The 21,622-nt window shown below is 72.5% G+C and carries 14 protein-coding genes; 2 read left to right on the plus strand and 12 right to left on the minus strand.

The window, feature by feature from the left end:
- Nucleotides 1–8: 8 nt before the first annotated feature.
- Nucleotides 9–1,151, minus strand: a complete 1,143-nt coding sequence (locus ACIHFD_RS22700) for an FAD-dependent monooxygenase (protein WP_397368582.1) — start codon at nt 1,149–1,151, stop codon at nt 9–11.
- A 103-nt stretch (nt 1,152–1,254) separates the two neighbouring features.
- The gene (locus ACIHFD_RS22705) at nt 1,255–4,443 is read right to left on the minus strand and encodes a BTAD domain-containing putative transcriptional regulator (protein ID WP_397368583.1); all 3,189 of its coding nucleotides are present in this window, start codon (nt 4,441–4,443) and stop codon (nt 1,255–1,257) included.
- A gap of 250 nt (nt 4,444–4,693) precedes the next feature.
- Between ACIHFD_RS22705 and ACIHFD_RS22710 the strand changes: the two genes are divergently transcribed.
- Nucleotides 4,694–7,240 (plus strand): M4 family metallopeptidase, encoded by a 2,547-nt coding sequence (locus ACIHFD_RS22710; RefSeq protein ID WP_397368584.1) that lies wholly within the window; start codon nt 4,694–4,696, stop codon nt 7,238–7,240.
- On the opposite strand, the gene ACIHFD_RS22715 is transcribed toward ACIHFD_RS22710, so the two are convergent.
- The 4 genes from ACIHFD_RS22715 to ACIHFD_RS22730 form a co-directional block, all read right to left on the minus strand.
- Nucleotides 7,237–10,101 carry an ATP-binding protein gene (locus ACIHFD_RS22715; protein ID WP_397368585.1) on the minus strand — a complete coding sequence of 955 codons (2,865 nt, stop codon included), beginning with the start codon at nt 10,099–10,101 and terminating at the stop codon, nt 7,237–7,239. The two genes, ACIHFD_RS22710 and ACIHFD_RS22715, sit on opposite strands and share 4 nt — an antisense overlap.
- A gap of 325 nt (nt 10,102–10,426) precedes the next feature.
- Nucleotides 10,427–11,989, minus strand: a complete 1,563-nt coding sequence (locus ACIHFD_RS22720; RefSeq protein ID WP_397368586.1) for a cellulase family glycosylhydrolase — start codon at nt 11,987–11,989, stop codon at nt 10,427–10,429.
- A gap of 122 nt (nt 11,990–12,111) precedes the next feature.
- Nucleotides 12,112–13,302, minus strand: coding sequence for a tetratricopeptide repeat protein (locus ACIHFD_RS22725; protein WP_397368587.1), 1,191 nt, complete (start codon nt 13,300–13,302; stop codon nt 12,112–12,114).
- Nucleotides 13,299–14,642 (minus strand): AAA family ATPase, encoded by a 1,344-nt coding sequence (locus ACIHFD_RS22730; RefSeq protein ID WP_397368588.1) that lies wholly within the window; start codon nt 14,640–14,642, stop codon nt 13,299–13,301. Before ACIHFD_RS22730 ends, ACIHFD_RS22725 begins: the two co-directional genes overlap by 4 nt.
- A 135-nt stretch (nt 14,643–14,777) precedes the next feature.
- On the opposite strand from ACIHFD_RS22730, the gene ACIHFD_RS22735 reads away from it, so the two are divergent.
- The gene (locus ACIHFD_RS22735) at nt 14,778–15,479 is read left to right on the plus strand and encodes a hypothetical protein (protein ID WP_397368589.1); all 702 of its coding nucleotides are present in this window, start codon (nt 14,778–14,780) and stop codon (nt 15,477–15,479) included.
- 6 nt (nt 15,480–15,485) lie between these two features.
- Here ACIHFD_RS22735 and ACIHFD_RS22740 read toward each other — a convergent pair whose 3' ends face one another.
- The 6 genes from ACIHFD_RS22740 to ACIHFD_RS22765 all read right to left on the minus strand — a co-directional run bounded on the left by ACIHFD_RS22740 (nt 15,486) and on the right by ACIHFD_RS22765 (nt 21,415).
- A complete protein-coding gene (locus tag ACIHFD_RS22740) occupies nt 15,486–17,021 on the minus strand; it encodes an OmpA family protein (RefSeq protein WP_397368590.1) in 1,536 nt (511 codons plus the stop codon).
- A 38-nt stretch (nt 17,022–17,059) separates the two neighbouring features.
- Nucleotides 17,060–17,812 (minus strand): sulfite exporter TauE/SafE family protein, encoded by a 753-nt coding sequence (locus ACIHFD_RS22745; protein ID WP_397368591.1) that lies wholly within the window; start codon nt 17,810–17,812, stop codon nt 17,060–17,062.
- A gap of 57 nt (nt 17,813–17,869) precedes the next feature.
- Entirely contained in the window at nt 17,870–18,853 is a 984-nt protein-coding gene (locus ACIHFD_RS22750; RefSeq protein ID WP_397368592.1) for an NAD(P)-dependent alcohol dehydrogenase, read from the minus strand.
- 99 nt (nt 18,854–18,952) lie between these two features.
- Nucleotides 18,953–19,624 carry a response regulator transcription factor gene (locus ACIHFD_RS22755; RefSeq protein WP_350723518.1) on the minus strand — a complete coding sequence of 224 codons (672 nt, stop codon included), beginning with the start codon at nt 19,622–19,624 and terminating at the stop codon, nt 18,953–18,955.
- The gene (locus ACIHFD_RS22760) at nt 19,621–20,745 is read right to left on the minus strand and encodes a sensor histidine kinase (protein WP_397368593.1); all 1,125 of its coding nucleotides are present in this window, start codon (nt 20,743–20,745) and stop codon (nt 19,621–19,623) included. Before ACIHFD_RS22760 ends, ACIHFD_RS22755 begins: the two co-directional genes overlap by 4 nt.
- 100 nt (nt 20,746–20,845) lie before the next feature.
- Nucleotides 20,846–21,415 (minus strand): ArsR/SmtB family transcription factor, encoded by a 570-nt coding sequence (locus ACIHFD_RS22765; protein ID WP_397368594.1) that lies wholly within the window; start codon nt 21,413–21,415, stop codon nt 20,846–20,848.
- Nucleotides 21,416–21,622 lie beyond the last annotated feature (207 nt).

Raw genomic sequence — 21,622 nt, forward strand, 5'->3', positions numbered from 1 at the left:
CGAAAGGTTCAGTACTCCTTCAGCACGATGTCGTTCGCGAACTTGTCGGTCATCTTCATCATCCAACCGAACAGGAAGTTGTACTTGAACAGCCAGTTCCGCATCCGGATCCCCTTCGGGGTGCGGGGGGCGAGGAAGGGGCCCGCAGTGCCCTTCTCGGCGACCTTGGCGTATCCGCGCATCTGCTCCTCGTACTGCGCGAAGGCCACGCGGTGATCGCCACCGGCCCGCTTGAGCTCGCCCGCGAGCACGTACGCGCCGACCACGGCCAGGCCCGTGCCGAAGCCGGCCAAAGTGTTGCCGTACGCGGCGTCGCCGAGCAGCACCACGCGGCCCTGGCTGTAGCGGTCGATGGAGGTCCGGCTGATGGAGTCGAGGTAGACGTCCGGGGAGCGGCGCACCGCCTCCATGAGCGCCGGGCCCTGCCAGCCCATGCCCGCGTAGGCACGGGTCAGCAGGTCCTTCTGCTGCCGCATGTCGTACCGGTCGTAGTCGAGGCGCTCGGAGGCGAAGACGAAGAACGCGGGCGCCTTCGGCCCGCCGACGGCGGCCATCCTGCCGGGCTCGTTGTACATCTTCGAGACCGTGCCGAAGTCCCCCTCGACGTCGACCAGGGCGTAGTAGTAGCCGAGGTGCTTGACGTGGTCGACCTCGGGGCCGAAGACGAGGCGGCGGACGTTGGAGTGGATGCCGTCCGCCCCCACCACCAGGTCGAACGTGCGGGGGGCGGAGCGTTCGAAGGTGACGTGCACGCCACCGGGGGTCTCGGTGAGCGAGGTGATCGAGTCGCCGAAGACGTACTCGCAGCTCGCCGCCGTCTTCTCGTAGAAGACCCTGGACAGGTCGCCGCGCTTGATCTCGAGCTCGCCGCTGATGAACTCGCCGGGGATGACCGTCACCTTGTGGCCGTTCGCGTCGACGATCACCTGGTCGGCGCCGCCGGTCTGGAGCGCCTCGATGTCCTTGAGCACCCCCATGCGGGTCAGGACGGTGCGGTGGGTGTGGCTCTTGAAATCGACGGCCTGGCCGCCGGGGCGCAGCGACGGGGCCTTCTCGACGACGGTGACGTTGAAGCCGTAGCGGGAGAGCAGGAGGGCGAGGGCGGGGCCGCCGATGCTGGCGCCGGAGATGAGGACGTTGGTGTTCTTCATGTCCGTCAGCTTCGCGAGCGCCGCTGACAGCGGGGCGACTGCCGGCTGACAGCCGGGGCGGGCCCTGTCAGCGACTGGGTCAGCGACTGGGTCAGCGGCTGGGTCAGCGGTCCGGGCTCGCGGTCGCGAGCAGCATGGCGAGCGCGTCGTCCCTACTCATCGACGCCCCCTTGGAGTACGCCGCCGCGAATCCCGCGGGCCCGAGGACCTCCGTGGCGGTGGCGGCGATCCTGGCGACGTCCCGATCCCCGGCCACGGCCATGCCGCGCAGCGCCACCCCCACACCCAGCAGCACCGCCGCCCGCTCCGCCGGTCCGCTGCCCGCCGCCGCGCCGTCCAGCTGCCGGCCCGCCGGGTCTTCCGTGGCGTCCAGCAGGCACTGGCCCGCTAGACCTTCTGCGGCGTCGGCGAGGTCGATGGTCAGCGGCGACTTCAGCGCCATGGCCAGGGCCTCCGCGTGCCGGCGCGTGGCCTCGGCGGCGTCGCCGGTCGCCTCGGCCAGGCGGCCGAGCGCCGTCAGCACGTGCGACCTGAACCCCGTGGACGTGAACCCCCCGCTCCCCGAGGCGGCCAGGGCCGCGTGGAGCAGGCGGCCGGCCTCTGTGAGGTCGCCCTCGGACCGGGCGATCTCGCCCAGCCGCAAGTGAACCGCCGCCACCAGCTCTGGACGCCCCAGCCGGCGCGCCAGCTCCCCGGCCCGCTCGGAGTCGGCGCGTGCCGTCCGGACGTCGTCGGCCCGCCGGCGCGCGTCGGCCCGCCGGCCCAGCACGTCCACCAACTCCTCCACCGCGCCCAGCTCCTCCAGCAGGGCGACCGCGTCCTGCCACAGTGCCATGGCCCGTCCCCACTCACCGCGCCAGCTCGCGATCACCCCGAGCCAGTCGAGGCCCTGCGCCTTGCCCCAGCGCTCCCCCATGGAGCCGAACTCCGCGAGCACCCACTCCAGCTCCTGCTCCGCTACCGCGACCCCGCCACTCATCAACGCCAGCAGCGCGCGGCCGAGCCGATCGAGTGCTCTGCTCCACGGGTCGGACGCGAGCACTCGCCCGGCCAGCCCCTGCGGCTCCGGCGGCCCCACGATCATTCCCCACAAGGCCGGGCCGAACGGGCACCGCATCGGCCCGTCGAGCGACTCGATGACCGCGCGGGCCTGCTTCCAGTGCGGCGATCCGGCGTCGGGTACGGCGTGCAGCACCACCAGCACGTACTCCTCGGCCAGTTCGGGCCCTGTCGCGTCGAGGAGGCGCACGACATGCGGGGTCGCCTCCCCCCGCCGCCCGCTGAGCCACCAGTACATGGCCAGCGCCGACACCAGCCGCGCCGCCCCCGGCGGGTCGTGCTCGACGCCCCACCGCAGTGCCGCCTGCAGGTTCGCGTTGTCGGCCGAGAGCAGGGCCAGCCACCGGAGCTGCTCGGCGCTGTAGAGGTGCCCGTCGGCGCGGCGCGCGAACTCCAGGAACCAGGCGGCATGGGCCGCTCTCAGCCGGTCCTCCTCGCCCGCCTCCGCCAGCCGCTCCGCGCAGAACAGGCGGATGGTGTCGAGCATGTGGTAGCGCTCGCCGTCGGTCTCGACCAGCGACTTGTCCACCAGATCGGCCAGCAGGTCGGCGCTGTCCGCGCCGCACACCCGTTCCACCGCCTCCAGGCTCGCACCCCCGGCGAACACGGAGAACTGCCTGGCCAGCGCCTGCTCCTCGGCGTCGAGCAGGCTCCAGCTCCACTCCACGATGGCGTGCAGCGTCTGGTGGCGCATGGGGGCGGTACGGTCGCCGCGCGACAGCAGCCTGAACCTGTCGTGCTCGGCCAGCCGGGTGGCGATCTCCTCCACGCCGAACGTGCGCATCCGGGCCGCCGCCAGCTCGATGGCCAGCGGCAGGCAGTCCAGCGCCGCGCAGATCCGCTGGACGGCGTCCAGGTTGCCGGGCCCGACCGCGAACTCCTGCCGCACCGCCGCCGCCCGTTCGGCGAACAGCGTGACGGCCGGGTCGGTGGGCAGGGGCGCCAGCGGGACCAGGTGCTCGCCGGTGATGCCCAGCGGCTCCCTGCTCGTCGCCATGATCATCAGGTCGGGAGCGGCGGCGAGGAGGCGGCGGGCGAGGGTGGCGACCTCGGCGAGCACGTGTTCGCAGTTGTCCAGGACGAGGAGGAGCTCCTGTTCGGCCAGCGCCGCCACCAGGCGTTCGGTGGGGTCGGGGAGCCCATGCAGCGCCGACTCGCGCAACCCGAGCGCCGCCAGCACCGCGCCCGCCACCTGCCCGGTCCCGTCCACCAGCGACAGGTCCACGAAACACGCCTCCTGGGCACGCCGCACCGCGCCCCCGTCAGCGGCGGTCGTGCCCGGGGGCCGGTCGGTGGTGGGCGTCTCCGGGCGTTCGTCGGTGGCGGCCGGCCCTGGGTGGAGGAGGCGGGTGGCTTCGATGGCCAGGCGGGTCTTGCCGATGCCGCCGGGGCCGACGAGCGTCACCAGGCGGACGCCGCTCAGGGCGGCCAGCCGCGCGAGCTCCTCCTCCCGCCCGACGAGCCGGTTCAGCTGGGCCGGCGGCACGACCCGCCGGACCTGGTGCCGCTCGGCGCGCAGGATCGCCAGGTGCAGGGCCGCCAGCTCGGGCGAGGGGTCGGTGCCGAGCTCGTCGGCGAGCAGGCGGCGCGTCTCGTCGAAGACCGTCAGCGCCTCGGACGGCCGCCCCGCCGCCTCCAGCGCGCGCATCAGCAGCCCGCGTGGCCGCTCGCGCAGCGGATGCGCGGCCACCAGGTCCTGCAGCGCGGCCACCGGGCTGCCCTCGGGCAGGCCCAGCTCGGCCTCCATCAGGTCCTCCATGGCCGACACCCGCAGCTCCTCCAGCCGGAGCGCCTGCGGCCCCGCGAACGGCGCGTCCGCCACGTCCGCGAGCGCCGGCCCCCGCCACAGCTCCAGGGCCTCCCTCAGCGAGGAGGCGGCTCCCGGGAGTCGGCCGGCCGCCAGCAGCCTGCGCCCCTCGCGGGACAGCCGCCCGAACCGGTGCGCGTCCACGTCGTCCGGCGAGACCGCCAGCCGGTATCCCGCCCCGTGGAACTCGATCAGGCCGGCCGGCAGGCTCCGCCTGAGCCGGGAGATCTGCGCCTGGATGGCGTTGGCGGCCTCCGTGGGCGGCCGGTCGCCGTACTGGCCGTCGATGAGCCGTTCGACGCTCACCATCCGGCCGGCGTCGAGCAGCAGCAACGCGAGCAGGGCACGCGGGCGCGGACCGCCGATCGCCAGGGGCTCGCCACCGGGGGAGCGCACCTGGAGCGGGCCCAGGATGCCGAATTGCACGCCACGATTGTCCCCCAACTGAGCAGTTGAAACGGAATTATCGGTATACCTACCGATGCGTATACGTATTTCCCAGTCGGGAGTGACCGTTTAGCGTCGCGGCATCAAGGCGCAACAGCACTGCTAGCTTCCACCCCCCAATCTCCCTGCAATCCCGCCGCCGAGGCGATCCCCGTGCGGCGCGCGGGCCGTCGTGCGCTCACGAAGCGCGCCGACCCCGAGGGAGATCTTCGAAAGGAGCAGCACAGCCGTGAAACGCAAAGCCTTACTCGCGGCGGTCGTCGGCGTGGCCACGGCCACGACACTGGCGTTACAGACGCCGCCCGCGAACGCCGCCCCTCCGGGAGCCGCACCGCAGCAGCAGCAGACGGCGCGCGTGGGTGACCCCGCCTCGCTCGCCGCACAGGTGGCCGACAAGGCCGTCTCCAGCCAGCTCGACGAGCTCACCCGGGGCCCCGACGAGGCCTACAGCCGCGTGGCGGTCACCCCGGGCGCGGCCGACATGTTCTACGTGTCGTACGAGCGCACCTACAAGGGCCTGCCGATGGTCGGCGGCGACGCCGTCGTGGTCACCGACGCGGCGGGGAACGTCCGGGACACGGTCGCGGCGACGGGCCCGACCCCGGGCGACGTGCCGACCAGGGCCACGGTCAGCGCCGCCAAGGCCACCGAGGTCGCCAGGACCAAGCTCTCGCGCGTGGACGACACCGCGGCGCCCCGCCTGGTCGTCCTGGCCTGGGGCGAGAAGCCGAGGCTGGCCTGGGACGCCACGGTCAGCGGCATCTCCGACGGCAAGCCGAGCATCCAGCACGTGTTCGTGGACGCGCGTACCGGTGAGATCGCCGACTCGTACGACCTCGTACGCGCCGGCACCGGCAACGGCTACTACTACGGCCAGGTCACCATCGGGACGAGCGGCTCCGGCAGCTCGTACTCGATGACCGACACGTCCAGGCCCGGCATCCAGTGCGGCGGCCAGAACGGCAGCGCCTACACCGGCACCGACGACGCGTGGGGCAACGCCGGCGGCACCAACCTGGAGACCGCCTGCGTGGACGCGCTCTACAGCGTGCAGCGCGAGTGGGACATGCTGCGCGACTGGCTGGGCCGCAGCGGCATCAACGGCAGCGGCCGTGGCTTCCCCGCGCGGGTCGGGCTCGCCGACGTGAACGCCTACTGGAACGGCAGCTACACCAACTTCGGCCACAGCCAGGACAACGCCCGGCAGGCGACCCCCATCGACGTCGTGGCGCACGAGTTCGGGCACGCGATCTTCCAGACCACCCCGGGCGGCGCCGGATCGGGCAACGAGAACGGCGGCATCAACGAGGGCACCGGTGACATCTTCGGCGCGCTCACCGAGGCGTACGCCGCCAACCCGAACGACCCGGCCGACTACCTGGTCGGCGAGGAGGTCGACCTGGTCGGCGACGGGCCGATCCGGAACATGTACAACCCGAGCGCGCTCGGCGACCCGAACTGCTGGTCGTCCTCGATCCCGAGCACCGAGGTGCACGCGGCGGCGGGCCCGCTGAACCACTGGTTCTACCTGCTGGCCGAGGGCAACAACCCCGGCGGCGGCAAGCCGTCCAGCCCGATCTGCTCCGGCGGCCCCTCGTCGGTCACCGGTGTCGGCATCCAGAACGCCGGCAAGATCTACATGGGCGCGCTGGCCCGCAAGACCTCGTCCTGGCGGTACACGAACGTCCGCGCCGCCTCTGTCGCGGCCGCGATCGAGCTGTTCGGCGCCAACAGCGCCCAGTGCAACACCACCAAGGCGGCGTGGAGCGCGGTCAGCGTGGCGGCGGCCTCGGGCGAGCCCGCGTGCGGCACCTCGACCAGCGACTTCTCGATCTCGCTCAGCCCGACCTCCGGCAGCGCGGCTCCCGGCGGCTCGGCGACGGCCACGGTCGGCACGCAGACCACCTCCGGCAGCGCCCAGACCGTGACCCTGAGCGCGTCCGGGCTGCCCAGCGGCACCACGGCGAGCTTCAGCCCGTCGTCGGTGACCTCGGGCAACTCCTCGACGCTGACGCTCTCGGTCGGCTCGTCGACGGCGGCGGGCACGTACAACATCACCGTCACGGGAACCGGCTCGACGTCGCACACGGCGACGTACGCGCTCACCGTCAGCTCGAACCCGCCGACGCGTGACTTCTCGATCTCGGCCAGCCCCGCGTCCGGCACCGTGCAGGCGGGCTCGGCGGCGACGACCACGATCGGCACGACCACCACAGCGGGCACCGCGCAGACGGTGAACCTGTCGGCCAGCGGCCTGCCGACCGGCGCCACGGCCGCGTTCAGCCCGGCCTCGGTGACCTCGGGCGGCTCGTCCACGCTGACGATCTCGACCGCGGCCACCACCCCGGCCGGCAGCTACACCGTCACGGTGACGGGCACCGGTGTGACGGCCACGCACACGGCGACGTACGCGCTGACCGTCCAGAGCACCTCGGGCGGCCGGACGTTCACCAATGGCACCAACTATCCGATCACCGACTTCAACAACACCCAGAGCTCGATCACCTCCACCGCGACGGGCACCGCGACCTCACCTGTCCAGATCTCGATCACGATCAGCCACACGTGCGCGGAGGACCTCGACATCTGGGTACGCGGGCCGAGCGGCACCTGGTACGCGGTCGACAGGTACGGCGGCACGACCTGCACGCAGTACGGCACCAGGACGTTCTCCGTCCCGGTGAGCCAGCAGGCGGCGGGCACCTGGGTGCTCGACATCGAGGACGTCTACGCCGGTGACACCGGCTTCATCGACTCCTGGAGCATCACCGTCTAGCTCTCCACGAGCCCCGGCCGGTCGTCCGGCCGGGGCTCCCGCACGTCCGCCCTGGTCCGCACGCCGAGCTTCTGCAGCACCCTGGCCACGTGGGTGTCCACCGTGCGGCGCGAAAGGAACAGCACCTCCGCGATCTCCCGGTTCGTCCGGCCGAGCGCGACCAGCCTGGCCACCTCGCTCTCCCGGGGTGACAGCACCCCGCTGCGGCCCCGCCGGCCCCTGCGCCGCGCCCCGGTCGGATCGATCTCGCGCAGCAGGTGGCGGCAGCGGGCCGCGTCGTGGGTGGCGCCGAGCGCCGCGTACCGCTCGCCCGCGTCGGCGACGAGGTCGGCGGCCCGCGCCCGGTCGCCGAACGCGAACCGCGCGACCGCTTCGGCCTCGGCCGCCCGCGCCGCGCCGTACGGCCGCGGCATCGCCTCATACGCGCTCCGGGCCCTGGCGTGGTGGCGGGCCGCCTCCTCCGCGTCCTGGGCCAGCGCCCCTCTGGCCGCGTCCAGCCCGGCCTCCGCGGACGGCGCGTTCCTGCCCTCGATCCCCGCCGCGAACTCCGCCACCAGATCCGCCGCCGCGCCCCGCCTGCCCGCCTTGAGCAGTGCGAGGACGGCGGCCGGCACGAGCTGGTCGCCCCATACCCACACGCCCTTGCGCCGGAGCCGGCCCACCGCCAGATCGGCCTCGCGCAGCGCCGACTCCGGCGAGTCGCGGGTCAGGTGCAGCTCCACCAGCCCGCCGGAGGCCGCCGCGGCGACGGGCAGGAAGCCCGAGTCCAGGTCGCGTACGCCGGCCGCCTCCAGGTGCTCGCCAGCCTCGTCCCACTCGCCCCTGGCCAGGGCCAGCATGCCGAGCGTCAGCCGGGCGTCCACCGCCAGCAGCGGCGCCTCGAAGGACATCTCGACGGCGGCGACGGCGCGCTCGCGCAGCCCCTTCCAGCGGCCGGTCAGCAGGTCGAGCCGGATGGACGACATCTCCAGCAGGAACTCCGGGTAGAGCGCGCCGGTCTCCTCGGCGATGCGCCTGCTCTGGTCCGCGAACCGCTCGGCCGCCGCGTAGTGCCCGAGCGCCACCGCGGCGTCGTACAGGTTGGAGTAGCCGCGTGCCACCTGGCGGCGCACGGCCGGGGCCGGGTCGTTGACCGGCAGCTCTCCGGCCAGCTCGAAGGCGTCGGGCGCGCCGATCAGCATGGCGAACGTGACCTTGTTGACCAGCACGGCGGCGGTCAGCTCGGGGTCGCGGTCGTCGAGGAGCTTCTCCGCCTGGACCATCCACTCCTGGTGCATGGAGAGCGGCTCGCCGCCCCACGCGGGCATCGCCAGCAGGGCCAGCCCGCGCGCGGCCAGGCTGGGGCTGTCGTGCAGGTCGGGGAGCGCGGCCAGGATCTCCTGGCGGCCGGCGGCGACCGCGCCCGCCTGGTTGGACAGGAGCACGCCCAGGTTGAGCCGGGCCTGGCCGCGTACCTGCGGGGACAGGAAGTCGTCCGACAGCAGGTGGCGCAGGATGCGTACGACGCGGCGGTGGGACAGGCCGATGGCGGCGACCCTGCTGAGCCTGAGCGCCAGCGGGCCGCGGGCGTCGTGGGGGAGCTTGGGGTCGGCGAGCAGCCCTTCGAGCACCTCGACGGCGAGCGGGATGTCGCCGAGCGCGGCGGCGTGGTCGGCGGCGGCGGCGCCGTGGCGCTGCCAGGCCGCGTAGTCGCCGGCGCGGCGGGCGTGGTGGGCGAGCTGGACGAGGGGCGGCAGGTCGAGCCCGGACAGCGCGGTCATGGCCCGGTGGTGGATCTGGCGGCGCTCGGGGCCGGGGATCGTGTCGTAGACGGCCTGCTGGGCGAGGGTGTGGCGGAAGCCGTACTGGCCGTCCTTGTGCTCGAGCAGCACGCCGGCCTCCAGCGCCTGGCCCAGCCCGGGCTCGGACGGGGTGGGCGCGGAGACGGCAGCGATCAAGGTCTCGTCGGCGGGCAGCCCCAGGACGGCGGCGGCGCGCACGACGCGCAGCGCGGCCGGTGACAGCCCGGCGAGCCGTTCGGCCATCGCCTCGCGCAGCAGCAGCGGCACGGCCATGCGGTCGAGCGCGTCCGGCTCGGGCAAGCGGCCCTCGTCGTCGAGCAGCGAGCGCACCACCTCCTCGATCACGAACGGCACGCCCGCGGTGCGTTCGTGCAGTCGGGCGGCGAACTCGGGGGTCGGCGCCGACCGGCCGAGCAGCGCGCCGGTGAGGCTGCGCACGCCCTCGACGTCGAGCGGGGTCAGCGAGATCACCTCGCCGCGCACCCCGGGAGTCCGCCGGTACGCGTGCCCGAACGGCAGCCCCGGCACCGGCAGCTCCTCCCGCCGGAACGTCACCACCAGCGCCAGCCCGTCGGGCGGCTGGTCGGTGAGGAAGCGCAGCAGGTCACGGGTGCCGTCGTCGGCCCAGTGCAGGTCCTCCACGACGAGGACGACGGGACCGGCCGCGGCCAGCAGCGCGTGGACGGCCCGGAACAGCCGGTGCCGCTCGGCCCGCGGGTCGTCGAACGCCGGCGGCGAGGGGGCGGGCGGGAGGTGGCCGGCCAGCTCGGGCAGGTGGCCGCGCAGGACGCCGGTGAGCGGGCTGAGCCGGTCCTGGGGCGGGAGCGCCGGGGCGACGTCCCGGAGCGCGTCGAGCACCGGGCCGTACGGGAGCGGCTCGCGGATCTGGTGGCAGTGGCCGAGCAGCACGGTCCGCCCGCTTTGACGCAGGGGGTCGATGGCCGCTCTGACGAGCCTGGTCTTGCCGATGCCCGCCTCGCCCTGCACCTGGATGACGGAGGGGGGCTCCGCGATGGCGCCGGTGAGCAGCCGCAACTGGGTGTCGCGCCCGACCAATGCGGGAGAAGCCGCGCTTGCCATCGGGGTCTCCGTAACAGTGCAGGTTTACTCCCTTTGTCGGAATCCGTTATCCACTACGTGGGACCCGTGGTCAACCCTCCTTCCCTCCGTAGGGGGTTGTCGTCCCTTGGGGGAGGGACAGCCGTGGGGTCGCCGTGCCTTCGGGGAGGGGCGCTGTCCTTGGCGGAGGGCCGTCGGGGAGGGCAGGCGAGCGCCCGCCCCGCGGTGCTCGGTCGTGGATCGCGGGGCGGGCGCTCGTTCGGGGGCCGCGGGCGGGAGCGCGTCCGCCCGCGACGGCGGAGGGTCAGGAGCTCGCGACGGCGGGAGCCCGTGACGGTGGGATGGGTCAGGAGCAGGTGGCGCCGGCGGGCTGCGCGGCCGGGCCGTTGGCGGTGAAGCCGACGGCGACCGACGCGCCGGGGGCGAGGTTCTTGGCGTAGTCGGGGCCCTTGGCGGTCCACGTGGTGCCCGACTGGGTCACCACCGCGTTCCAGCCGTTGACCAGCGTCACCCCCGACGGGAACGTCCAGGTGGCGGCCCAGTTGTTGATCGTGCCGGTGCCGGTGTTCTTCACCGTCAGCTCGCCCTGGAAGCCGCCCTGCCAGGAGCCCGTCTGCTTGTACGTCACCGTGCACTGCCCGGGAGGGTTGGGCGTGGGCGTGTCGGAGGGCTGCCCGGTGCCGCCGGTCGGCGGGATCAGGTACGGCTGGAGGATGGCCTGCTTGGCCTGGTTGACGGTGGTCCAGTCGTCGTTGAGGATGCCCCCGGTGTCACCGGAGTTCGGGTTCCACGACCAGTAGGTGAACGACATCCCGTTCACCCCGGTCCCCGTGTACTTCAGGAGCTCCTGCAGCCAGATCTTGTCCACGTTCGCGGCCAGGGTGGTGCCGAACTCGCCGATCATGATCGGCGCGATGTTCTGCTTGTAGAGGTAGCCCCAGTACTTGTCCCAGATGGCCGGCAGGTTGGCGGGGTAGTCGGGGGCGTCGAACCAGGTCTGGTGGTAGACCGAGGTCGCGTAGTCGTGGGGCGAGTAGACCAGGCGGTTGGCCACGTTGAGCCGTACCGGGTACTGGCCCGCCTTCGACAGGTTGCCGCCCCACCAGCCGCAGTCCTCGTCGTTGGTGGGATCGCCGTCCCACACGTTGGACAGGCCGCCGCTCGGGCAGCTCACGCCCTCCACGAAGATCAGCCAGTTGGGGTTGACCGAAAGGACCGCGTTGCCGGCCCGCTCGGCGGCCAGCCGCCAGTCGCGGGCCTGGTCGCCGCAGCCCCAGCAGGAGCCGGTCGCGTTGGGGTTGGTGCCCTCGGCGTGCGGCTCGTTGTGCAGGTCGGCGCCGATGACGGTGGGGTTGTTCGCGTAGTGCTGGGCCAGCGCCTTCCAGTCGTTGATCCAGGTGCTCTCCGGCGTGGCGGAGACGTACCAGAGCGCGGACTGGCCCGCGGCGGTCGGGCGGTGGCGGTCGAGGATGATCCGCATCCCCTTGCCGCCCGCGTACGCGATGATCTTGTCCAGGATCTGCAGCGGCGACAGGCCGATCAGGTCGGGGTTGACGTAGTCGTTGATGCCGGTGGCCGTGGCGCCGGACTTGAGCGCGTCGTTGGAGTACGGCACGCGGATGGTGTTGTAGCCCAGCGAGGCCATCTTGTCGATGTGGCCCTTCCAGGGAGTGCTCGACCACAGGCCGTGGAAGGTCCGGTTGTCGGTCTCCATGCCGAACCAGTTCAGGCCGGTCAGGCGCACGTTCGCGCCCGTGCTGTCAACGATCTTGTTGCCGCTGGTGTGCAGGTAGCCGGTGCCCGTGCCGGCGGCCGCGCCTGCCGGGGCGGCGGTGGTCACCGCGACAGCGACTGCCGCTCCGGCCACCAGCGTGGCCAGGGCGGCCGTCATCGCCTTGGACAAGTGCATGGGGGTGCCTTTCGGAGAGGGAGAACGCGGCGTCATGCTCGGCCGCCGCCTTCACGCTCGTCAACGCACCATGGGTTCTATGGCTGTGACCAGGCAGAATGCTTGAAAGTTTCACCGGCAGGCTAGCGCTCGGGAGCGGGGAACAACCGGCGAACGCCGGCGGCCACCCAGATCGTGCCGATCCCGGCGTACAGGGCCAGCAGCGCGGCGCTCGGCGAGCCGAGGACCACGGACGCGACGATCGCGACCACGAGCAGCCCCGTCCAGCCGTACAGCACGCGGCGCCCGCGGGCCGAGCCCGTGTGCGTGGCCTCCTGCACCGGGGTGACCAGCGCCATGAGCGCAGCCCCCGCCATGCCGAGCGCGTCCTGGCCGAGTGCGATGCCCAGCGCGAGCACGCCCACCCCGGCGGCCAGCAGCGCGCAGCTCGCGACGGCCACGCGGGCCTCGACGCCCTCGAACAGCAGCTTGGTCGCCTTCGCGCGGGCCAGCCGCAGCACGGTCACCGCCTCGGCCACCCAGGCCGCCCAGTGCAGCACCGCGATGAGGACGAACACGGCGATGAGCGGCGGCACCGCAGGCAGCAGGAGGACCATCCGCCAGCCGCCCAGGAACCGGCCGCGCAGGTTCGACAGGATCCGGTAGAGCGGGTTGCGCTGCTTGAGCGCCGTGACGAGGAGGTCCCTGGCCGGGTCGAAGCCGGGGTCGAGCCGGAGCACCTCGCGGAAGGCCGCGGCGGCCGTCTTCGCGTCGCCGGCGGCCAGCGCCGCGTGCCCGTACGCCAGGTGCGCGGTCTCGCTCTCCGGATCGAGCCGTACGGCGTCCGCGGCGGCGGCCCTGGCCTGCTCCGCCTCCCCGAGCTTGACGTGCGCCATGGCCAGGAGGCTCACCAGGTCCGACTCCTGCGGATCGATGGCCAGCCCCCGGCGGGCCGCCTCGACCACCTGGCGGTACTGGCCCAGCCGCAGGTGGGCGCGGGCCAGCAGCTCCCAGGTCGACGCCGACTCGGGGTTGTGCGCCAGCGACGTCTCGGCGGCGGTGACGGCCAGGTCCGGCCGCTGGATGCGGAGGTAGACCTGCCCGGCCATGTAGTGCGGATACGACTGGTCGGGCGCCAGCCGTACCGCCTCCTGGGCCGCGGACACGGCCTCGGCGGTCCTGCCCTGCTGGACGAGGGCCAGGCCGAGCAGCGAGAACGCGGTGAAGTGCTCGGGCATGACGGCGAGCACGCCGCGCAGCTCCCGCTCCGCGTCGGCCGGGCGGCGCATCTGCAGCAGCGTGCCCGCCCGCTGGATCGACTCGCGTGGGTTCACCGCTTGCCCTTGATCCAGGGCATCAGCTCGTCCCACGCGCCGGACTCGTTGGCGTGCAGCACGTAGTTGCGCGCGGTGGCCAGCCACTCGCGCACAGCGGTGGGCCTGGTGACCTGGGCGACGGCCAGCAGGTCGTGGGTGTTCATCGGGATGGGCCGGCCGGCGCTGATCGACTGCTGCAGCTTGACCTCCACCGCGCGGTCCACCACGCCCTTCAGGTCCGCGCCGACGAAGTGGTCGGTCACCCGCGCCACCGCGTCGAAGTCCATCTCGGCCAGCGGCTTGTCGCGGCAGAGGAGGCGCAGGATGGCCGCGCGCGCCGACGGGTCGGGCGGCGGCACGAACACGAGCTGGTCGAAGCGGCCAGGGCGGCGGAACGCCACGTCGATGTACCAGGGAGCGTTCGTGGCGGCCAGCACCAGGACGCCTTCGTTGGCGTCCTGGTCCACGCCGTCGAGCTCGGCCAGGAACTGGTTGACCAGCTGCCGGGTGTGGGCCTGGCGCATGTCGGAGCGGCGCGCGGCCAGCGCGTCCACCTCGTCGAAGAACAGCACGCACGGGCGGTTGCGGCGGGCCAGCTCGAACGTGGCGCGCAGGTTGCGCTCGCTCGACCCCACGTACATGTCGAGGATGTCGGACAGGCCGACGTTGACGAACGACGCGCCGAGCTCGCCGGCCGCGGCCCTGGCCAGGTGGGTCTTGCCCGCTCCGGGCGGGCCGTACATCAGGACGCCGCCGCCGGCGCGCTTGCCGTACGCGGCGAACAGCTCGGGCTGCTGGAGTGGCAGCAGCAGCTTCACCCGCAGCGCCTCCTTGACCGCGTCCATCCCGGCCACGTCGGCGAAGGTGACCTTCGACTTCTCCACCTCCGCGCCGGAGGGCGCGTCCGCCGGGGTCGTCGCGTACGGGGCGGGCGCCGCGGGCACGGACGGGGCGACCGGGGTGGTCAGGCGGGCGGCCAGCTCGGGGTCGGCGACGGACGCGTCACGGGAGACCGCCTCGTGGTAGCGGTAGGCCGCCCGGCCGAAGTCGCCCTCGCCGAGCAGCGCCCTGGCCGCGAGCACGCCCATCCGCGGCGGGTAGCCGGGCGAGGCCAGGAACGGCTCCAGCGCCGAGAGCGCCGCGCCGTGGGCGCTCTGCCGGACGAACGCCTCCGCCAACCCCGCCGAGATGTCCGGGTCCTTGGGCGCGAGCAGGAGCGCGGCGCGGAACTCGGCCTCGGCGTCGGCCAGGTACCCCTTGGTCAGCAGCTGTTCGGCGAGATGCCGACGGAGCGGGAGGTTGTCCGGAGACAGGCGCGCCGCCTCGCGTAGTGCCTGGAGGCCGGCATCGTCGGGCACGTGCCTGGTCCCTTCTGTCGCAGGATTCGGTCGTACTAAAACTACGCAGACTACATCCTGGTAGTGCTGGCTCTACCGCCGATTCTCGCGACAGCGCCCGTGTGCGCGGGCGCGCCCGCCACTTGGATCGGTGGTATGACGATCACGCACACGCTTCCCGGGCGCTGGGTCGAGGGCGCCGGGCTGGTGCTCGGCCCGTCGCTGCTGCTCGCCGGGGTGCTCATCCGGGCGGGCGAGGGCGATTTTTTCCCCGACCAGCTCGCCGCCTACGCCGCCCACCCGGGGCGGATGGTCCTGTCCTACAGCCTGTACGCCGCCGGGGTCGTGCTCCTGTGGCCCGCGGTGACCTCGCTGGCCCGCCTGATCAGGAGCTCGCACCCCGGCTGGGCGCAATGGGGCGCCACGCTGGTGATCCTCGGCCTTTTCGGACGGGTCTTCCACGCCGGGGTGAGCCACCTGGCCTTCCACCTGGTGGACGCCCTCGGCCTGGCGTCGGCCCAAAAGGCGGTCAGCGCCACCTACGGCGCCTTTCACGTGTTCAAGGCGGTCAACGTCTGCATCATGGCCGGCTGGATCGTGCTCGCCGTCGGCGCCTACCGCGCCAGGGCGCTCGGCGTGATCCGGTGCGTCTGCCTGGCGCTGGCGGCCGGGCTGCCGCTGGGCGTGCTCAAGGGCAGCAGCGACCCGATCTCGCTGGTCGCGCTGGCCGGGCTGGCGGTCGCGTTCGTGCCGCTCGGCGTCGCCGTGCTGCGCGACGGCCCCGCTCCCCGGTGGTGGGCCGCCGCCCTGGTCGTGGCGCTGATCCCGGCCGCGTTCTTCCTGGGGCTGTCCGGCTGAGCGCGGCTACCGGACAGGAACCTGGAGGTCGCGGAAGCTCCCGATCTTGACCCTCATTGTCGTGGCGCTGTCCGGCAGCTCGAACAGCCCCCAGAACTCCTTCTCCGCGCCCGGCCCGAACTTCGTGGTGCTGAGCCGCACTCCGGACACATCCGTGCAGGCGCAGTACGCGTCCACGCCGCCGCTCTCCGCCGGCACCTGGAGGCGGCCGGGCAGGTACCGCCTCCTGGCGGCCACGTCGGTGAGCCGCACGTTGAAGGCCGCGCGATATTTGAACGACATCCAGTCCTGCGCCTGGTGCAACTCGTTGAACCAGGCCTCGGCGGACCCATCGTTCTTGACCCGGTAGGTCAGCAGCCCGAGGCCGCCGGTGAGCCGGCGCAGCCCCGTCACCTTCATGGAGATCGGCTGGCCGTCCGCCTTCCCCGTGCCGGTCAGCCCTGTCGCGCCCGGGGCGTCGGTCGCGACCGGAGTGGCCGGCTGCTCGGCCGCGGCGGCCTGCGGCCTGGCGAACGTCACCGTGACCCGTCGGTTGCGCCGCCTGCCCTCGTCGGTGTCGTTGCCATAGAGCGGGCGACGGGAGCCGTACCCCTTGGCCTGGAAGCCGACGCCCTGCCTGGTGACGAGCGCGGACAGCGCCTTGCGCACGGCCTCGGCGCGACGCGTCGAGAGCGGGTCGTTGATGGCGTTGTTGCCGGAGGAGTCCGCGTGCCCCTCCACCCGTACGGACGAACCGGACGAAGCGTCGACCAGCTTGGCGGTACGCGCGAGCACGGCCCTGGCCTTGGCGGTGAGCGTCGCCTTGTTCAGCGCGAAGAGCACATCCGCGGAAAGGTTGACCTGGAGGTCCCTGCCGTCGTCGGCCGTCTCCTCCGATCCGTCCAGCGACTCCGACGGCGTCACGAGCGGGCGGACGACGGTGGTGACGGGCTCGGCGTCCGGGTCGGGGATCGTCGTGCCGGGCGGCGTGACCGGCGGCTCGTCGCTGATCGGCACGTCCGGCATCGGTGGGCCCACCGGGGTGACGACCGTGGCGGCGGCGGGGTTTCCTGAGGGGGCGGGCATGACGGCGTACACGTTGATCGACTCGCCGGGGTCGATGAAGTAAGCGAGGCCGTCGCGGTCCTGGTCGGTGCACAGGCAGGGGAAGTCGGCCGGTTTGTACGGCAGGATCCAGGCCCGGGCCGGCGCGTCGAGCACGCCGATGCCCGAAGCCCAGCGGATCTCCCCCAGCGGGCGGGTGTTGTCGCCCATCTCGCCCGTCCACGGCAGCTTCTTGTCCGCTCCCGTGTTGGTGAGCCTGAGCTGAGCCACCAGGTGCTTGGCCTTGACCCGGTTCAGCCCGACGACCTCGACCTTGAGGTCGGGGGTCATGGTGCTGCGCGTCTCCGCCAGCGCCGGGCGGGTGTCCTGGGGCGTCCCGCTCGGGCTCGCGGCGGCGGTGGTCGAAGGGGGAGTGCTGGGGGTGGGGGCAGGGGTCTGCTGCGCGCAGGCCGATGCCATGAGCAACGCGACGAATGGGGGGATAATCCGATAACTCACCGGATGATCCTGTCGTACTCTCCGTCCGAATATCGGCATTACGGCTGAGCGAGAAGCTTGACGATCGCGGCGACGCCGATGCAGACGATCAGGCCGCGCAGGATCGGGGCGGGCAGCTTGCGCCCCAGCCGCGCGCCGAGGAAGCCGCCGATCGCCGAGCCCGCCGCCACCAGCAGCACGGCCAGCCAGTCGACGTCCGCGACCAGGATGTACAGGACGGCGGCGGTGAAGTTGACCAGCAGGGCGAGCACGTTCTTGGCCGCGTTGATGCGCTGCAGTTCCTCGTCCAGCATGATGCCCATCAGGCCGATGAGCAGGATGCCCTGGCCGGCGCCGAAGTAGCCGCCGTAGGCGCCGGCGGCGAGCGTGCCCAGCCACAGCCACGGCCCGCCGTGCGCGCGCCCGGGCCGGGTGGACAGCAGGCGGCTGAGCCTGGGCTGGATGAGGACCAGCGCGCAGGACAGTGCGATCAGCACGCTCACGATCACGTTGAAGCTGCTCTCGGGCAGGGTGAGCAGCAGCAGGCCGCCGGCCAGCGAGCCGATGACAGAGGCCGGGGCCAGCCTGAGCAGCCGCTCCCGCTGGCCCTTCAGCTCGGGCCGGTAGCCCATGACGCCGGAGAGGCCGCCGGGGACCAGGCCGATGTTGTTGGAGACGTTCGCCGTGATCGGCGGCAGGCCGACGGCCAGCAGCGTGGGGAACGTGATCAGCGACCCGGAGCCGACGACGGTGTTGATGGCCCCGCCCGCCACCCCGGCCGCCAGCACCGCGGCCATCTCCAGTGGTGTCATGCTCGGAACTCTAGGACATATCTCTCTTACTAAGACAAATCAGTCCAGGATGTGGGATCAGATGGAGATCACGACCTTGCCGGACGCGTGACCCTCCTCCTGGTAGCTGACGGCCGCCGGGATCTCCGCGAACGGGTAGGTCCGGTCGATCACCGGGTGGATCTCGCCGCCCTCGATCAGCTCGGCCAGCGTCATGAGGTTCTGCTTGGTCTCCGTGCAGGGCACGACCTGCGTCACGACCACCCGCTGGGACACGAACAGCCCCGCGATGACCGTCGCGAACACGTGGCTCGCGGGCTGGAACCAGCGGCCGGCCGGGCCGCCGATGAGGACGTGGGTCGCCTTGCGGGTCATCACCCGCCGGCAGGCGGAGCCGGAGCGGCTGCCCGCGATGTCCAGCAGCAGGTCGTAGCGCCGCCCGCTCCGGGTGAAGTCCTCCTTGGTGTAGTCGACGACCTCGTCGGCGCCGAGCGACCTGACCAGGCCCACGTTCCTGGAGCTGCACACGCCGGTGACGTGCGCGCCGAACACCTTGGCGAGCTGGACGGCGAACGTGCCCACGCCGCCGGAGGCCCCGTTGACGAGGACGCGCTCCCCGGGCTGGACGCGGCCGTCGTCGCGCAGGGCCAGCAGGGCGGTGCCGGCCGCCATCGGCACCGCCGCCGCCTCCTCGAACGAGACGTTCCTCGGCTTGAGCGCCAGCTCGCTCTCCGGCACGCACACGTACTCGGCGAAGCCGCCCTGCTTGGGCATCGCGTACACCTCGTCGCCGGGGCGGAACCCGGTCACGTCCTTGCCGACCGCCTCCACCTCCCCGGCCACGTCGGCGCCCAGGACGCTGAACCGCGGGGCGCGCAGCCCCGGGCCGCCGCCGCCCATCACGCGGGCGACGTACGGCTCGCCGCGCAGGAAGTGCCAGTCGTAGGGCTGGACGGAGGTGGCGCGCACCCGGACCAGCACCTCGTCGTCGCCGGGAACGGGCTGGTCGATGTCGGTCAGGACGAGGGGTGAGCCGTACGCGGGAAGGACGAACGCTTTCATCGGTTTCTCCTTGTGGGGGACTCGCGACCAGTGTCGCCAGACCCGCCACGCCCGCTCTACGGCCGAAAGTACGACCTCTTCCCTGGCCGATCGGCCCGATCAGAGCCTGACGCGCTTGGTCTCGTACGCCCACATGGCGATCTCGACGCGGTTGCGGACGCCGAGCTTGAGCATGAGGCTCGCGATGTGGCTCTTGACCGTGCTGAGGGAGATGTGCAGCTCGTCGGCGATCTCGTTGTTGGTCCGCCCGCGGGCCACGGTGGCCAGGATCTCCTCCTCCCGGGTGGTCAGCGCCTCGCGGGGCTGCGCCGGCGGCGTGGCGCGCCCGGAGTAGGCGAAGGTCTGCAGCAGCCGGGCCGTGATGTTGGGGGCGATGAGCGCGTCGCCGTCGGCCGCGGCGCGGACGGCCTGGGCGAGCAGGTCCGGGCCGGCGTCCTTGAGCAGGAAGCCGCGGGCGCCGGCCCTGAGGGCGGCGTAGACGTACTCGTCGAGGTCGAAGGTGGTGATGACGACGACGGCGAGCGGATCGGCGACGCCCGGCCCGGCCAGGCGGCGGGTGGCCTCGATGCCGTCGAGGCGGGGCATCCGGATGTCGAACAGGCACACGTCGGGACGCAGCCGCTGCGCGAGCTCGACGGCCCGCCGCCCGTCGCCGGCCTCGCCGACGACCTCGATGCCGGGCTGCGCGTCGAGGATCATCCTGAGCCCGGTGCGGGCGATCTCCTGGTCGTCCGCGACGATCACCTGGATGTCGCGGTCCTGGGCGGTCACGTCGCCGCTCCCGTACGGGGCAGTACGGCGGTGACGGTCCAGCCGCGGCCGGGGTCGGGGCCGGCCTCGCAGGTGCCGCCGAGCAGGCCGGCGCGCTCGCTCATCCCGATGAGACCGTAGCCGGGCATCGGGTTCGCGGAGCTCGTCTCGCCGTCGTCGCTGACGCGCAGGCGCACCGACGTGTCGTCGGCGGCGACGCGGATCCGGATGCGGGTGGCGTGCCGGGCGTGCCGCCGGGCGTTGGTGACCGACTCCTGCGCGATGCGGTAGATCGCGGCGTCGACCGCCGGAGGCAGGTCGTCGAGGTCGCCCAGCATCTCCACCTCCACGGACGGGCCGAGGCGGACGCGCCCGGCGAGCTCTTCGAGATCGGTGATCCGCCGGCCGGGCGCCAGGTCCGCCGGCTCGTTGCGGCGCAGTACGCGGACCATGGCACGCATTTCGGCAAGGGTACGCGACGCCTCGGCCTCGATCACGCGGAGCGCGTCGATGGCGGCCTCCGGCTTCGAGGGCGCCGTGGCCAGGCCCGCCTGCGCCCGGATCGCCATGGCGGAGACGTGGTGGGCGACGATGTCGTGCAGGTCGCGGGCCAGCTGCTCGCGTTCGAGCAGCTTGACCTGGTCGAGCTCGCGCATCCGCGCCCTGGCCCGGAACCGGAACGCCGCCCCCAGCGCGACGGCCGAGAAGATGACGGCGAACGCGCCGACCGCGTCGGACGGGGCGAGGTCGTAGAAGGACGCCGAGACGCCGACGGACAGGAGCATGATCCCGAAGCCGAGCACGATCTCGTGCCCCGACCCCCACCGGTAGAGCGCGTACACGATGATCAGCAGGAACGCCATCGTGTACGTCTCGGCACGGTGACCGCCCGTCGCCAACGGGGCCAGCATCGTGGTGACGAAGGGGATCGCGAGCATCAGCAGCGGCCTGGTGCGCCGCCAGAGCAGCGTGAACACCAGCCCGACCGTGACGGTCACGGAGACGGCCCGCCACGGCAGGTCGGGGCGGACGACCCCTTCGAGCACCGCGAGCGGCACGAGCACCCCTACGAGCGCCCAGTCCCGCCAGACGCGTAACGGAGGATCGGGAGGACGGGGCTCGTTCCACAAGGAGCGAAACACGCCTTCATGGTAGTCACCACAGCAGGACGGCCGGGGCCCGTGACGATGGCGACGCCGTGCTCGGCCGTTTTCCGGCGCCGCGCTCCTCTGATCGCCGGCGTCAGGACGGCGGGTCTTCGGAGGCGGGCATCGTGAAGAATCTGAGGAACACCGGCCGCGCGCTGGGCGACGCGTCTTCCGGCGTCCGGCTGAATCTGGACAGCAGTTCCATGTACGCCTCGAAGAACTCGTCGAGCTCTTCCAGGGTCAGGTGAGTGAGCCCGCGGGACGCCTTCGCCCACTCGCCGTACCGCCGATGGTCGCGAAAGAAGCGCCGGGCGAGTTCCAGCTCCTGCTCGACCTTGAACTCGGTGATCTCGTCGAGGAGCTTCTGCGACTCCTCGTCCATCTCACCCGCCGAGGGCCACCTCAGGTCGGCGCTGATCTGCCGCCACCAGCGCTCCCTTCCGGTCGACCGCTCGGGGATCTCCTCGATGAACCCGTTGTGCTCAAGCTGGCGCAGGTGATAGCTGAGCGTCCCGGTGTTCTCGCCGAGCGCCCGGCCGAGCGTGGTGGACGTGGCCGGGCCGTGGATGCCGAGATGCTGCAGGATCCGCTGTCGCAGCGGATGGCCGAGTGCCTTGTGCGCACCTGGATCACTGAGCTGCCGGGTCGCCCGTCTGTTCGCCACGCCGCGAGCCTACAACCTTCAGCAACGTTGCAGAATTTTCACTGCAGCATTTTTTCTGCAGCATTTTTTCTGCAATACTCGGCCGCGATGCTCCCGATGCCGCCACAAGGGGACATTTGGGACGCGGAACACGGGAATGGACGAGGATGACATCAGACGAGCACACATCGGGACGACGCCCACTCGCTGCCGGACTCATGGCCCTGT

The organism is Nonomuraea sp. NPDC051941 (genome assembly GCF_044593615.1).